This window comes from Nocardioides marmorisolisilvae (assembly GCF_031656915.1).
Taxonomy (GTDB): domain Bacteria; phylum Actinomycetota; class Actinomycetes; order Propionibacteriales; family Nocardioidaceae; genus Marmoricola; species Marmoricola terrisoli.
Genome location: NZ_CP134227.1, coordinates 683436 through 696118, shown reverse-complemented (window position 1 = coordinate 696118; position 12683 = coordinate 683436). Strand labels below are relative to the sequence as shown.

Annotated in this window: 13 protein-coding genes; 9 read left to right on the top strand and 4 right to left on the bottom strand. The window is 69.5% G+C overall.

Going from position 1 to position 12683, the window contains the following annotated elements:
* Positions 1-66 precede the first annotated feature (66 nt).
* The 9 genes from Q9R13_RS03365 to Q9R13_RS03325 all read left to right on the top strand — a co-directional run bounded on the left by Q9R13_RS03365 (position 67) and on the right by Q9R13_RS03325 (position 9087).
* Positions 67-1308, top strand: a complete 1242-nt coding sequence (locus Q9R13_RS03365; RefSeq protein ID WP_310963654.1) for an acyl-CoA dehydrogenase family protein — start codon at positions 67-69, stop codon at positions 1306-1308.
* A complete protein-coding gene (locus tag Q9R13_RS03360; RefSeq protein ID WP_310963653.1) occupies positions 1305-2108 on the top strand; it encodes an SDR family oxidoreductase in 804 nt (267 codons plus the stop codon). The genes Q9R13_RS03365 and Q9R13_RS03360 overlap by 4 nt, the downstream gene beginning before the upstream one ends.
* Entirely contained in the window at positions 2101-2691 is a 591-nt protein-coding gene (locus Q9R13_RS03355) for a TetR/AcrR family transcriptional regulator (RefSeq protein WP_310963652.1), read from the top strand. Before Q9R13_RS03360 ends, Q9R13_RS03355 begins: the two co-directional genes overlap by 8 nt.
* A complete protein-coding gene (locus Q9R13_RS03350) occupies positions 2684-3844 on the top strand; it encodes an acetyl-CoA C-acetyltransferase (RefSeq protein ID WP_310963651.1) in 1161 nt (386 codons plus the stop codon). Before Q9R13_RS03355 ends, Q9R13_RS03350 begins: the two co-directional genes overlap by 8 nt.
* Positions 3845-3964: 120 nt before the next feature.
* Positions 3965-5173, top strand: coding sequence for a sugar ABC transporter substrate-binding protein (locus tag Q9R13_RS03345; protein ID WP_310963650.1), 1209 nt, complete (start codon positions 3965-3967; stop codon positions 5171-5173).
* 81 nt (positions 5174-5254) lie between these two features.
* Positions 5255-6031, top strand: coding sequence for an ATP-binding cassette domain-containing protein (locus Q9R13_RS03340; RefSeq protein WP_310963649.1), 777 nt, complete (start codon positions 5255-5257; stop codon positions 6029-6031).
* An 11-nt stretch (positions 6032-6042) separates the two neighbouring features.
* Positions 6043-7476, top strand: coding sequence for a sugar ABC transporter permease (locus Q9R13_RS03335; protein WP_310963648.1), 1434 nt, complete (start codon positions 6043-6045; stop codon positions 7474-7476).
* Positions 7477-7482: 6 nt separating this feature from the next.
* Positions 7483-8667, top strand: a complete 1185-nt coding sequence (locus Q9R13_RS03330) for an ROK family transcriptional regulator (RefSeq protein ID WP_310963647.1) — start codon at positions 7483-7485, stop codon at positions 8665-8667.
* A gap of 72 nt (positions 8668-8739) precedes the next feature.
* On the top strand, positions 8740-9087 hold the full coding sequence (locus Q9R13_RS03325) for a hypothetical protein (protein WP_310963646.1): 348 nt from the start codon (positions 8740-8742) through the stop codon (positions 9085-9087).
* Between the two features lie 24 nt (positions 9088-9111).
* Here Q9R13_RS03325 and Q9R13_RS03320 read toward each other — a convergent pair whose 3' ends face one another.
* From Q9R13_RS03320 to Q9R13_RS03305, 4 genes are read right to left on the bottom strand one after another with little or no spacing between them, the layout of a single operon-like run.
* The gene (locus Q9R13_RS03320) at positions 9112-10197 is read right to left on the bottom strand and encodes an NAD(P)H-dependent flavin oxidoreductase (protein ID WP_310963644.1); all 1086 of its coding nucleotides are present in this window, start codon (positions 10195-10197) and stop codon (positions 9112-9114) included.
* On the bottom strand, positions 10194-10958 hold the full coding sequence (locus tag Q9R13_RS03315; protein WP_310963643.1) for a CoA-transferase subunit beta: 765 nt from the start codon (positions 10956-10958) through the stop codon (positions 10194-10196). Before Q9R13_RS03315 ends, Q9R13_RS03320 begins: the two co-directional genes overlap by 4 nt.
* Positions 10955-11839 (bottom strand): CoA transferase subunit A, encoded by an 885-nt coding sequence (locus Q9R13_RS03310; RefSeq protein ID WP_310963642.1) that lies wholly within the window; start codon positions 11837-11839, stop codon positions 10955-10957. Before Q9R13_RS03310 ends, Q9R13_RS03315 begins: the two co-directional genes overlap by 4 nt.
* A complete protein-coding gene (locus Q9R13_RS03305; protein ID WP_310963641.1) occupies positions 11836-12621 on the bottom strand; it encodes an enoyl-CoA hydratase family protein in 786 nt (261 codons plus the stop codon). The genes Q9R13_RS03310 and Q9R13_RS03305 overlap by 4 nt, the downstream gene beginning before the upstream one ends.
* Positions 12622-12683 lie beyond the last annotated feature (62 nt).

Here is a 12683-nt window from a genome sequence, read left to right as displayed (position 1 = left end):
TTCTCCTCCTGGGGCGATCGATACCGGGGCGGGTGAACCAAGCAAGTGCTTGGTAGGGTAGCACTCGTGGACCTGACCTATAGCGCTGCGGACGAGGCCTTCCGCACCGAGGTGCGCACCTGGCTCGAGGACAACCTCGCCGGTGAGTTCGCCGCGCTGCGCGGCCTCGGTGGCCCTGGCCGGGAGCACGAGGCCCACGAGGAACGGCTCGCCTGGGACCGGCACCTCGCCGCCCATGGATGGACCTGTCTCGGGTGGCCGGTGGAGCACGGTGGCCGTGGCCTGCCGCTGTTCTGGCAGGTGATCTTCCACGAGGAGTACGCCCGTGCGAACGCGCCGGCCCGGGTCAACCACCTCGGCGAGGAGCTCCTCGGCCCGACCCTGATCGCGTTCGGCACGCCTGCCCAGCAGCAGCGGTTCCTGCCCAGGATCGCCGCGGTCGAGGAGCTGTGGTGCCAGGGCTACTCCGAGCCGAACGCGGGCTCGGACCTGGCGAACGTGCAGACTCGGGCCCGGCTCGAGACCGGTCCCTCGGGGCAGCAGGACGAGTGGGTGATCGACGGACAGAAGGTCTGGACGTCGCTGGCGCATGTGGCGGACTGGTGCTTCGTGGTCGCACGCACCGAGCCGGCAGGCGGAGACGGCAGCGCCCGCCGCCACCACGGGCTGTCCTACCTCCTGGTGCCGATGGACCAGCCCGGGGTCGAGGTTCGTCCGATCGTCCAGTTGACCGCGACGTCCGAGTTCAACGAGGTGTTCTTCACCGGCGCCCGCACCGCCGCCGACCTCGTCGTCGGCAGACCCGGTGACGGTTGGAAGGTCGCCATGGCAACCCTGGGGTTCGAGCGGGGGGTCTCCACGATCGGCCAGCAGACCGGTTTCCGTCGCGAGCTCGACGCGGTGATCGCGCTCGCCCGAGGGAACGGCACCATCGACGACCCCGTCCTGCGGGACCGGTTGGCGAGGGCGTCCGCCGAGCTCGAGGTGATCCGGCTCAACGCGCTGCGCACTCTGAGCCTCGACGCAGCGACGCAAGCCCGGTTGGGGTCGACGAGCATCGCGAAGCTGCTCTGGGCGAGCTGGCACCGCACGCTCGGCGAGCTGGTCATGGCTGTCCGGGGGAGCGACGGCCTGTTCGCCACCGGCGACCCCGCCGACGGCGGCCTCGACGAGTGGCAGCGGCTGTATCTGTTCAGCCGTGCCGACACGATCTACGGCGGGTCCGACGAGATCCAGCGCAACATCCTGGCCGAGCGCGTGCTCGGCCTTCCCAGAGAAGTCCGCGGCGAGCCCAAGGGGGCCTCATGACAGCGATCCGACCCGAGCAGCCGACGCCGGAGTATCCGCCGGCGCACGGCCTGCTCAAGGACAGGACCGTGGTGGTCACCGCGGCCGCGGGCGCAGGGATCGGCGCCGCGGTGGCGCGCCGGGTGCTGGAGGAGGGAGCCCGCGGCGTCGTGATCGGCGACACCCACGAGCGTCGGCTTGCCGAAGCCGAGCAGAGCCTCGGCGCCGAGTTCGGCGCCGACCGGGTGCGCAGCCTGGTCTGCGACGTCACCGACGAGGCCCAGGTGCAGGTACTCCTCGACGCCGCGGACGAGCTCGGCGGCGTCGACGTGATGATCAACAACGCCGGCCTCGGCGGCACCGCCAGCGTGCTCGAGATGACCGACGAGCAGTGGTCGAAGGTCATCGACATCACGCTGACAGGCACCTTCCGCTGCATTCGAGCGGCGTCGCGCAAGATGATCGAGGCAGGCAAGCGCGGCGTGATCGTCAACAACGCCTCGGTCATCGGCTGGCGGGCCCAGGAGGGCCAGGCCCACTACGCGGCCGCCAAGGCGGGTGTGATGGCGCTGACCCGGTGTGCCGCCCTCGACGTCGCTGCTCACGGGATCCGGGTCAACGCCGTCTCGCCGAGCCTGGCGATGCACCCGTTCCTCGCGAAGGTGACCTCCGACGAGCTGCTCCACGAGCTCAAGCAGCGCGAGGCCTTCGGCCGGGCGGCCGAGCCGTGGGAGGTGGCCAACGTGATGGTGTTCCTGGCGAGCGAGTACTCGTCGTACCTCACCGGCGAGGTGATCTCCGTGAGCAGCCAGCATGCCTGAGCACACCGCGGAGAGCCGCCGCGACGAGCTGCTCGCGATCGCCGGGCGGCTCTTCGCCGAGCGCGGCTTCCGCAACACCACCGTCCGCGACATCGCCGACGAGGCGGGCATCCAGTCCGGCAGCCTCTACCACCACTTCGACTCCAAGGAGTCGATGGTCGACGAGCTTCTCGACACCTTCCAGCAGCAGTTGTTCGACGAGTACGACGCGATCGTCGCCAGCGACCGGACCCCGCTTGGCAAGCTCGAGGCGGTCGTGCGGGCGTCCTTCGGCGCGATCGACCAGCACCACAGCGAGGTGGCGATCTTCCAGAACGACGCCGCCTACCTGGCTGGGTTCGAGCGGTTCGCCTACCTGACCGAGCGCAACGCCCGGTTCCAGGAGCTCTGGACGACGTTGCTGCGTGACGCGGTCGCCGTGGGCGAGCTCCGCGAGGACCTCGACGTCGACCTGGTCTACCGGTTCGTGCGCGACACCGTGTGGGTGGCGGTGAACTGGTACCGCCCCGGCGGTGCCCTCTCGGCGGCGCAGGTCGCCGACCAGTACTTGTCCATCCTGCTGGAGGGAATAGCCCATGCCTGAGGCCTACATCATCGAGGCGGTCCGAACGCCGGTCGGCAAGCGTGGCGGCGCACTCGCGTCGACCCACTCGGCCGACCTCGGTGCCCACGTCCTCTCCGCCCTGGTCGAGCGCACCGGCATCGACCCGGGTGCGGTCGACGACGTGGTGATGGGGTGCTGCGACACGATCGGCTCCCAGGCCGGTGACGTCGCGCGCACGGCGTGGCTGGTGGCCGGTCTGCCCGACCACGTCCCCGGGGTGACCATCGACCGGCAGTGCGGCTCGGCCCAGCAGGCGGTCCACTTCGCCGCTCAGGCCGTGATGTCCGGGACCCAGGACCTCGTGGTCGCCGGCGGGCTGCAGAACATGTCCGCGATCCCGATCTCGGCCGCCATGCTGGTCGGCCAGCAGTACGGCTTCTCCACGCCGTTCGCCGAGTCGCCGGGCTGGAACAAGCGGTACGGCGACCAGGAGGTCAGCCAGTTCCGCTCAGCCGAGATGATCGCCGAGAAGTGGGAGATCAGCCGCGAGGAGATGGAGGAGCTCGCGCTGCGCTCGCACGAGCGGGCCAGGCAGGCGATCGCCGAGGGGCGGTTCGAGCGCGAGATCGCCGCCGTACCCGTGGCTGACGGGACCTTCACGACCGACCAGTGTCCTCGCGACACCTCGCTCGCGAAGATGGCCGCCCTGGAGCCGCTGGTGCCGGGCGGCCGGATCACCGCAGCGGTGGCATCGCAGATCTGTGACGGGGCCAGCGCGCTGCTGATCGCCGGCGGGCAGGCGGTGAAGGATCACGGGCTCACGCCCCGGGCCCGGATCCATCACCTGAGCGTGCGGGGCGACGACCCGGTGTGGATGCTGACCGGGCCGATCCGCGCGACGCGGCACGCCCTGGAGCGGACCGGCCTGTCGATCGACGACATCGACCTCTTCGAGTGCAACGAGGCGTTCGCATCGGTCGTACTCGCCTGGGCGAAGGAGACCGGCGTGGACATGGAGCGGGTGAACGTGAACGGGGGAGCGATCGCGCTCGGTCACCCGATCGGTGCGACCGGAGCCCGGCTGATGACCACCCTGCTGCACGAGCTCGAGCGGACCGGCGGGCGGTTCGGCCTGCAGACCATGTGCGAGGGCGGCGGGCAGGCGAACGTGACCATCATCGAACGGCTCTGATCCGGTAACGAATTCATTGCGGCTCTGGCGCCGAGGTGCCTCGGGTGTATATGTTCGCGCCCAGAACATACACGTGAGCCCGGTCACGCGGGCGCACCGGAACCGGAAGGCGCAAAGGGCATGCGCAAGACCACAGCAACGCTGGCCTCGGTCGCGGTCGCCGCGACGTTCACGCTCACCGCGTGTGGGTCCAGCAACACCAATTCCAACAGCAGCAACAGCAGCAGCTCGGGACCCGCGAAGTCGGTGAGTGCTGCGTGCAGCCTCTCCAACCCGCCGACGAGCGGAGCGAAGCTGCCCGCCGCGACCAACCTCGGCAAGGCCAAGGGGAAGGTCGGGGTGATCCTTCCCGACACCACGTCATCGACGCGGTACACCCTCTACGACAAGCCCCTGCTGCAGAAGGCTCTCACCGGGGCCGGGATCACCGCTGACATTCAGAATGCCCAGGGCGACAAGAACAAGTTCGCATCGATCGCGCAGAACATGATCGGCGAGGGCGTCAAGGTCCTGATGATCGACTCGATCGACGCTCCGTCCGGTGCCGGTGTCGAGCAGAAGGCCGCTGCTGCCGGTGTGAAGGTCATCGACTACGACCGGGTGAACCTCGGCGGCAGCGCCGGCTATTACGTCTCGTTCGACAACGAGGATGTCGGCAAGCTGCAGGCGCAGACCCTCGTGGACTGCCTCGACGCGCAGGGGGTCAAGGACCCGAACATCATCATGATGGACGGTGGCACCGACGTGGACAACAACGCCGTGCTGTTCAAGAAGGGCGCCCACGAGGTGCTCGACCCGCTGCAGCAGCAGGGCAAGCTCAAGATCGTCTCCGAGTCCGTGGTCAAGGGCTGGAACGTCAGCAACGCGGCCCCTGCGTTCAACCAAGCGCTCACCGCCGCGGGTGGGAAGGTCGACGGGGTACTCGCCGCCAACGACGACATCGCCAACGCGGTGATCGGCGTCCTGAAGAAGAACGGGCTCGCTGGGCACGTCGCGGTGACCGGACAGGACTCCGGCGTCGAGGGCCTGCAGAACATCGTCACCGGCCAGCAGTCGATGACGGTGTTCAAGAACGTCAAGCTCGAGGCTCAGGCGGCCGCTCAGCTCGCGATCGCGCTGATCCAGGGCAAGGACCCGTCGAAGGCGGGCATGACGCTGACCAACTTCAACGACCCGCAGAAGCCGAGCCACAAGATCCAGGCACTGCTTCTTCCGGCCCAGGTGATCACCCAGGCGAACGTCAACGACGTCGTCAAGGCGGGCGCGCTCACCACCGCCGAGATCTGCAAGGGGATCACGTCCGCCTGCAGCAAGCTCGGCCTGTCCTGATCCGTCGATCGTCCTGCCGGCCGGCGCTCACAGCGCCGGCCGGCAGGACGAAGGCACCTGACACTCTCCAGAGGTGAACCCGTGACCGATCCGATCCTCGAGATCACCGGCCTCAACAAGAGCTTCGGACCTGTGCACGTCCTGCACGACGTCGACTTCCGGGTCTACCCCGGCGAGGTCACCGCCCTGGTCGGTGACAACGGTGCCGGCAAGTCGACGCTGGTGAAGTGCATCGCCGGCATCAACGGCATCGATAGCGGCGAGGTCCGATTCGAGGGCCAGCCCGTTCACATCGATGACCCGCGGGTCGCGACCGCGCTCGGCATCGAGTTCGTCTACCAGGACCTCGCGCTGGCCGACAACTTGGACATCACCCAGAACATGTTCCTCGGCCGTGAGATCCGGCGACTGGGCTTCCTCGCGGACGGCGAGATGGAGAGGAAGGCGCGACAGACGCTGGCCGGACTGTCCGTGCGCACCGTCTCGTCGGTACGCCAACGGGTCTCCAGCCTCTCAGGCGGGCAGCGCCAGACCGTGGCGATCGCCAAGGCAGTCCTCTGGGACAGCAAGGTGGTCTTCCTCGACGAGCCGACCGCGGCGCTCGGTGTCGCGCAGACCCGACAGGTCCTCGACCTGGTGCGGCGGCTCGCTGACCAGGGGCGCGGCGTGGTGCTCATTTCGCACAACATGAACGACGTCATCGAGGTCGCCGACCGAATCGCCGTGCTCTATCTCGGTCGGGTCGCGGCAGAAGTAAGGGCGAAGGACACGACGACGACGCAGGTGGTCGAGCTGATCACCTCCGGGCGCAGCGGCAGCATCGGCCTTGCGCCGGCCACCACCAACGCGAACATCTGAGGGAGCCTGCGATGCCGGAGAACACGGTCACCCCTGAGCCCACCGCCCCGACCAAGCCGACCGGGGATCGGCCGAGCAGCTTCTCGCTCGACATCGAGCGGCTCGGGCTCCGCGGCGCGGTGATGTCCTACATCGGGCGGTTGCGCTCAGGCGAGCCCGGAGCGCTGCCCGCCATCCTCGGGCTGATCGTCCTCGTCGTCATCTTCGACCAGGTGAGCGGCCAGTTCCTGACCCGATTCAACATCGGCAACCTGCCCGGCCAGGGTGCCTACATCGCGATCATCGCCCTCGGCCTGGTCTTCGTGCTGCTGCTCGGTGAGATCGACCTGTCGGCAGGCACGGCGGGCGGCATGTGCGCCGCCTTCGCGGCTCGCGCGGTCTTCAGCGGTGACCTGCACGGCGCCCTGCCGGGGGTGCTGTTCTGGGCGCTGGTGGCCGGCATGGCCGCGGCAGTTGCCCTCGCGCTGTGGATGCGGGCCTGGAGCGGTGCAGCAGTGGTGGTCATCGGACTGATCATCGTCCTGACGAACCTCGACCAGCACGTGCTCCTCGCACTGGTCGCTGCGGTGGCGATGGGCGCCGCTGTCGGCGTCTTCACCGGCTACATGGTCGCGAAGGTCGGCATCCCCAGTTTCGTCGTCACCCTCGCCCTCTTCCTCGCCTGGCAGGGAGTGATCCTGTTCGCGCTCAACTCTCAGCCGATCGGCGTCACGCGTTACGACCTCTGGTACGGCTTGGCCAACAGCAACATGAGCCCGGCGGCGGGGTGGGTCTTCACCCTTGTGATCACGCTCGGCTATCTCGCCTACACGCTGATGCGGTCGATCCGCGCGCAGCGAGCGGGGCTCGCCTCGGAGACCCTCGGTCTGGTGCTCGTCCGTGGGGGGATCGTCATCGCGCTTGGCGTCGTCCTCACGGCGCTCGCCAACGAGAACCGGAACACCAACGCCTACAAGGTGATCGAGGGGATCCCCTGGGCCGCGTCGATCAGCATCGTGCTGATGATCGCCTGCACGATCGGGCTGACCAAGACCCAATGGGGTCGCCATCTCTATGCCACTGGTGGCAACAGGGAGGCCGCGCGTCGCGCGGGCATCGATGTCGACCACACCCGGGTGACCGCGTTTGTGCTCTGCTCGTCCTTCGGCGCGCTCGGCGGGATCTTCCTGGCCTCCTCGCAGTCCTCGGCGTCGCTCGACCTTGGCTCGGGCAACATCTTGCTGTTCGCCGTCGCCGCAGCCGTCATCGGCGGCACTTCCCTCTTCGGTGGTCGGGGCCGTCCGAGGGACGCGATCATCGGCGCTCTGGTCATCGTGATCATCCCGAACGGGCTCCTCCTCAAGCCGAACCTCGGCGCACAGTGGCAGCAGGTGATCACCGGCGCCGTGCTTCTGATCGCTGCGGCCGTCGACGCGCTGTCGCGACGCCGAGCAGCCCGTGGCTGACGTTCCATGGTGCGGAGCGCGGCGGGCGCGGCCCGCCCGGACGAGATCAGGCGGCACAACCTGTCGCTGGTGCTCACCCACATCCATCGCGACGGCGCGCTGACCCGTGCCGAGCTGACCCAGAGGCTGGGGTTGAGCCGGTCCACGGTCGGGGCTCTCGTCTCCGACCTGACCCGGCTGGGCCTGGTGGAGGAGCTCGTCCCGACGGGTGGAGCGGGCGTGGGCAGGCCCTCGCACGTGGTGGGCCCCCGTCGCGGCGGCCCGTACGCCGTCGGCGTGGACATCGAGGTCGCTCGGGTGACCGTCGCCGCGGTCGGTCTGGGTGGTGACATCCTGGCCCGCGAGGAGTTCGACACCGAGCGCGGTCGACTGACGCCGGCCGCGCTGGTCAACCACGTGAGCGCCGCGATGCGACGGCTGCGCCAGATGGCCCACACCGAGGACCGTCCGTGCGGCATCGGCGTGAGCGTGCCGGGCACGGTCGACCAGCGGACCGGCCGCATCGGTGTGGCACCGAACCTCGGCTGGCGGGAGGTCGCCCTGGGCGACCTGCTCGCCGCGTCGGTGCCAGAGGTGCCGGTTGCGGTCGGCAACGACGCCGATCTGTCGGTGTACGCCGAGCACCAGCGGGGCAGTGCCCGTGGCTGCGACGACGTGGTGTTCCTGCTGGGCCGGATCGGCGTCGGCGCGGGCATCATCGCCGGAGGGGTGCCGCTGCGCGGACGCGACGGTCACGCCGGTGAGATCGGGCACAACGTGCTGGACCCGGCCGGTCCGCCCTGCCACTGCGGCCAGCGTGGGTGCGTCGAGACGTTCATCGGCGACGCCGCGTTGCTGGCCAGGGCGGGTCGCGAGGACCTACCGGCGGAGGGAGCGATCGCGAGCCTCTTCGCCGACGCGAGGGCCGGTCTCATGCCCGCGGCGGACGTCGTACAGGCGGCGGCGGAGCCGTTGGGCCGCACGCTCGCGAACCTGCTCAACACCCTGAACCCGTCATGCGTGGTGCTGGGCGGCTCGGTGGGCGAATTGCTCGACCTCGCCGGCGAGGAGGTCCGTGCGCACGTCGACCGCTACACCTTCGGCACTGCCCATCGTGAGGTGGACCTGGTCACCCCTGGACTCGGGCACGACTCCGCGCTGCTCGGCGCCGCGGAGCTGGCGTTCACGTCCCTGCTCGCCGACCCTCGGTGAGGCAGGGTAGGTTTGCCAGCCGGACCCGTCCGGGGGCTGACTCGGGCGAACCACGACTGGACAGGGGACACCATGGGCACGACGCGAGCCCGACTCGGCGCAGCAGTGGCCGCAGCGGCACTTCTCACCACCGCGGCATGCGGTGGCGGCAGCGGCAGCAGCCGGCCGTCGACCGCCGACCTGAGCAAGTCGATCCGCAGCACCGGTGACAACAGCGTGCTCGGATCCCAGGCCAGCCAGCTGACCAAGGCCGCTGCCGACTGCATCGCCAAGGCGCTGCACGACTCCAAGATCTCCGACACCGCGCTGCGCGCGATCGTCAAGGGCAACAAGGACTACAAGGCGAGCAGCGCCGACCAGAAGGCTGCCACCGCCGTCCTCCCGCAGTTGGAGAAGTGCGCCACCGCCGCGCAGAAGTAGCGGACGCGGACGCTGGCGGCCCCGTCAGACCAGGTGGCCCCGCAGCCTGCGCAGCTCTCCGGCCGCCCGGGTGACCACGCGGTCGATCAGCTCCTCGCAGCTGGGCAGGTCGTCGATCACCCCGACGACCTGCCCGCTGGCGAGGACGCCGGCACCGGTGTCGCCCTCGACGAGACCGGCCCGGAGCATCATCGGCGTGTTCGCGGCGAGCACCATCTGCGCCCAGGACCGGTCTGATCCGTGCTTCATGGCCCGTCCGTCTGCGACGAGCTGGCGCCAGCCTATTCCACTCATCCGCTTGAAGGCCAGGGTCCGTCGCGCGGTCGGCGCCCAGCGCTTGACGGCGCTGGTCTCCTCGACCGACTCGACCAGCTCGGTGCGCAGCATCCGGTGCGGCATCCCGTCGACCTTCGAGGTGACCACGGTGTCGTTGAGCCCGGCGGCGAGGTAGCGCTGCTTGACGGCGTCCGGCACGGTCGAGTCGCGGGTGAGCAGGAAGCGGGTGCCCATCCCGACGCCGGCAGCGCCGTACGCCAGGGCGGCGGCGAGGCCGCGGCCGTCGAAGAAGCCACCCGCAGCGATCACCGGGACGTCACCGTGCCCGCTGGCGTCGAGGGCGTCCAGCACCGTCGGCAGCAGCAGCGTGGTCGGGACGTTCCCGGTGTGGCCGCCGCCCTCGCCTCCCTGGATCATCACCGCGTCGGCTCCCCACGCCGCCACCTTCGTCGCGTGCTTGGCGGCGCCGATGCTGGGGATCACCACGATGCCGTGCTCCTTGAGCCGGGCGATCAGCTCGGGCTTCGGCGCGAGCGCGAAGCTCGCCACCTTCACGCCGTACTCGATCAGCAGATCGCAGCGGGACGCGGCATCACCCGCGTCCGCGCGCAGGTTCACCCCGAAGGGCTGATCGGTGCGGCTCTTGACCTCGGCGATCGCGCGCTCGAGCTCGTCGTAGGTCATCGTCGCGCTGGCCAGGATGCCGAGGCCGCCCGCGTTGGCGGTCCCCGAGACGAGCCGCGGACCGGCGACCCATCCCATCCCGGTCTGTACGACGGGGTGGCGGACGCCGGTCAGCTCGGTCAAGGCGGTGCGCAGCAGCTGATCGATCATGGTGCCGGCACCTCCTTGTCGCGGAGCCCCCGCGGATCGAGCACCTCGCGGATCAGCATCAGCTCGGTCTCACTCGGCGTCCTCGTCTCCGGTACGCCGGCGGCGGGCACGCCGATCTCGAAGCCGCTGGCCGCCTGCACGTCCTCGATGGTGACGCCCGGGTGCACGCTGAGGATCTGCATGGTGTGGTCAGGGGTGTCGAAGTCGAAGACTCCGAGATTGCTGACCACGCGATGGACGTCGTGGAACCTGGTCGCCGCGGGCCCTGCCGCCTCGGCCCGGCGCCGCCCGACTCCGGAGACGATGTCGACCTGCTCGACGAAGACCCGAGCGGAGTGCCGGGGCACCCAGTAGGAGGTCCTGTTGTTTACCGTGTTGCCCGGCGCGCCGCGGACACCGAGCAGCTGCCGCTTCGGCTGCGCCCAGGGACCGATCGCGGAGATGTTCTGGTTGCCTTCGCGGTCGACCTGGGTGGCGCCCATCATCACGTGCCGCTTGCCGTGGGGCACCACGGCCTCGAGCACCAGCCGGAACGGCATCCAGCCCTCGACCACGTCGTTGCTCTGGCCGAGCGGGGGAGTGCCCCTGATGATCCGGGCCTCGCCGTCGGTCAGCAGCAGCAACGGATTGGAGGTGTTCTTCGCCAGCCGAGCACCCAAGGTGGGCAGCAGGCCCATCGGACTGCCCATGATCTCGCCGTCATCGGCGAAGCAGTCGGCGATCGCGATGGCGCAGTACTCCGCCCGGGTGACCTCGCTCACTGGTCCTCCTCCTCGTGGAACGCCTTCACCGCGGCTTGGTAGTCGTCCTCGCTGCCAGACAGGAACCGCTCCTCGAACTCCGTCCATGCCGAGGCGTCCTTCGCCGCCGCGGCGTAGGCGCGCTGGAACACCTCGTCACGCTCGTAGGTCGGCGTGCACGTGGTGAAGTGCGCCCCATTCGGCGTCTCGACGACGCCGCTCACCATCGTCCGGTTGAGGATCACGCTCTGCAGCGGCGCGTCGACCGTCAGCCCGGCGGTGTCGACGACCTGCTCGGCCGAGACGTACGCCTCGCGCGCGGCCATGCAGAAGAGATCGTCGAAGTAAGGGTCCGGCCCGAGGTACTGGGCGTTGCCGAACTGGTCGGCCCGGTTCATGTGGACCAGGGCGACATCGAGCTCGAGTGCGGGCACCGCGAGCAGCTCCTCGGCGCCGCCGTCGGGGCCGGCGTACGGGCTGGTGACGGTGCGCAGGGTGGGGTCGTTCTCCGGTACGGCGGAGCCGAGTCCCGCCCGCATCGGCAGGAACGGCACTCGCTGCGCCGCGGCCCGCAGGCCGGTGGCGAACATGCCCTCGTCCCACTCGCGGAACCGCGCGGTCGCCTCCTGGCGGGCCCGTGAGAACAGCGGCTCGAGCGGCACCGAGTCGAGGGTGGCGAACGCGTAGACGAGCTCGCGCACCTTCCCTGCCTGGAGGAGCAGGCCAGCGTCGGGGCCGGCGTAGGAGACGAGAGTGAGGTCGGTCAGGTCGCTGCGCAGAATCGCGCGTACCAGCGCCATCGGCTTGCGTCGCGAGCCCCAGCCCCCGATGCCGACGGTCATTCCGCTCTCGATCCGGGCGACGACGTCCTCGCACGCCATCACCTTGCTGGGCATGCTCATCGCTTGCTCTTCTCCGTCCCCGCGTCGTGCTGTTCTGCCTTCTTGGTGCCTGCGAAGGTGTCCCGCAGCTCGTCGCTGACCCCGAGAAGGTTGAGCTCCATGGTGAAGCCCTGCTCGAACCGGTAGCTCTTGTTGACGTCGACCGGGTCGATGCCGTTCAGGGCCTCCTTGGCGGCGCGGATCACTCGGGTGTCCTTCTCGGCGATCTCTCCGGCGAGCCGCAACGCAGCGGCGTCGAGATCGTCGCGGGGAACCACCTCGTAGACCGAGCCATGCGCGACCAGGTCGGCGGCGCTGATGGTGCGTGCGGTGAAGTACAAGGTGCGCATGAGGTGCTGCGGCACCAGCCGTGCCAGGTGCGTCGCGGCGCCCAGCGCGCCCTGCTTGACCTCGGGCACGCCGAAGTACGCGTCCTCACTGGCCACGACGACGTCGGCGTTGCCGACCAGGCCGACCCCGCCGCCGAGGCAGAACCCATGCACCGCGGCGATGACCGGCACCGGGCACTCGTAGACCGCCCTGAAAGCGGCGAAGCAGCCCTTGTTGGCGCCGACGAGCGCGTCGAAGCCGTCGGTCGTCTGCATCTCCTTGATGTCGACCCCGGCGTTGAAGCCCTTGCCCTCGGCACGCAGCACCACGACGTGTGTGGACCGGTCCGCGCCGGCATCGTCCAGCGCCGCGGCGAGGTCGAACCAGCCCTGCACCGGCAGCGCATTGACCGGTGGGTAGTCGCAGGTGACGACGCAGACGCCGTCGCTGTGCAGCTCGGAGGTGATGCCCATGGTGCTCCTCGATGTCCGGGTCGAGCCTGTGATGCGACCAAGCAAGTGCTTGGTAGGGTAGC

Bases quoted from the DNA above. Each gene is read 5' to 3' on its own strand.
- Q9R13_RS03330 (WP_310963647.1), top strand. From the start codon at position 7,483: ATGGTGCGGAGCGCGGCGGGCGCGGCCCGCCCGGACGAGATCAGGCGG.
- Q9R13_RS03350 (WP_310963651.1), top strand. From the start codon at position 2,684: ATGCCTGAGGCCTACATCATCGAGGCGGTCCGAACGCCGGTCGGCAAG.
- Q9R13_RS03335 (WP_310963648.1), top strand. From the start codon at position 6,043: ATGCCGGAGAACACGGTCACCCCTGAGCCCACCGCCCCGACCAAGCCG.
- Q9R13_RS03310 (WP_310963642.1), bottom strand. From the start codon at position 11,839: ATGAGCATGCCCAGCAAGGTGATGGCGTGCGAGGACGTCGTCGCCCGG.
- Q9R13_RS03360 (WP_310963653.1), top strand. From the start codon at position 1,305: ATGACAGCGATCCGACCCGAGCAGCCGACGCCGGAGTATCCGCCGGCG.
- Q9R13_RS03320 (WP_310963644.1), bottom strand. From the start codon at position 10,197: ATGATCGATCAGCTGCTGCGCACCGCCTTGACCGAGCTGACCGGCGTC.
- Q9R13_RS03325 (WP_310963646.1), top strand. From the start codon at position 8,740: ATGGGCACGACGCGAGCCCGACTCGGCGCAGCAGTGGCCGCAGCGGCA.
- Q9R13_RS03305 (WP_310963641.1), bottom strand. From the start codon at position 12,621: ATGGGCATCACCTCCGAGCTGCACAGCGACGGCGTCTGCGTCGTCACC.
- Q9R13_RS03345 (WP_310963650.1), top strand. From the start codon at position 3,965: ATGCGCAAGACCACAGCAACGCTGGCCTCGGTCGCGGTCGCCGCGACG.
- Q9R13_RS03355 (WP_310963652.1), top strand. From the start codon at position 2,101: ATGCCTGAGCACACCGCGGAGAGCCGCCGCGACGAGCTGCTCGCGATC.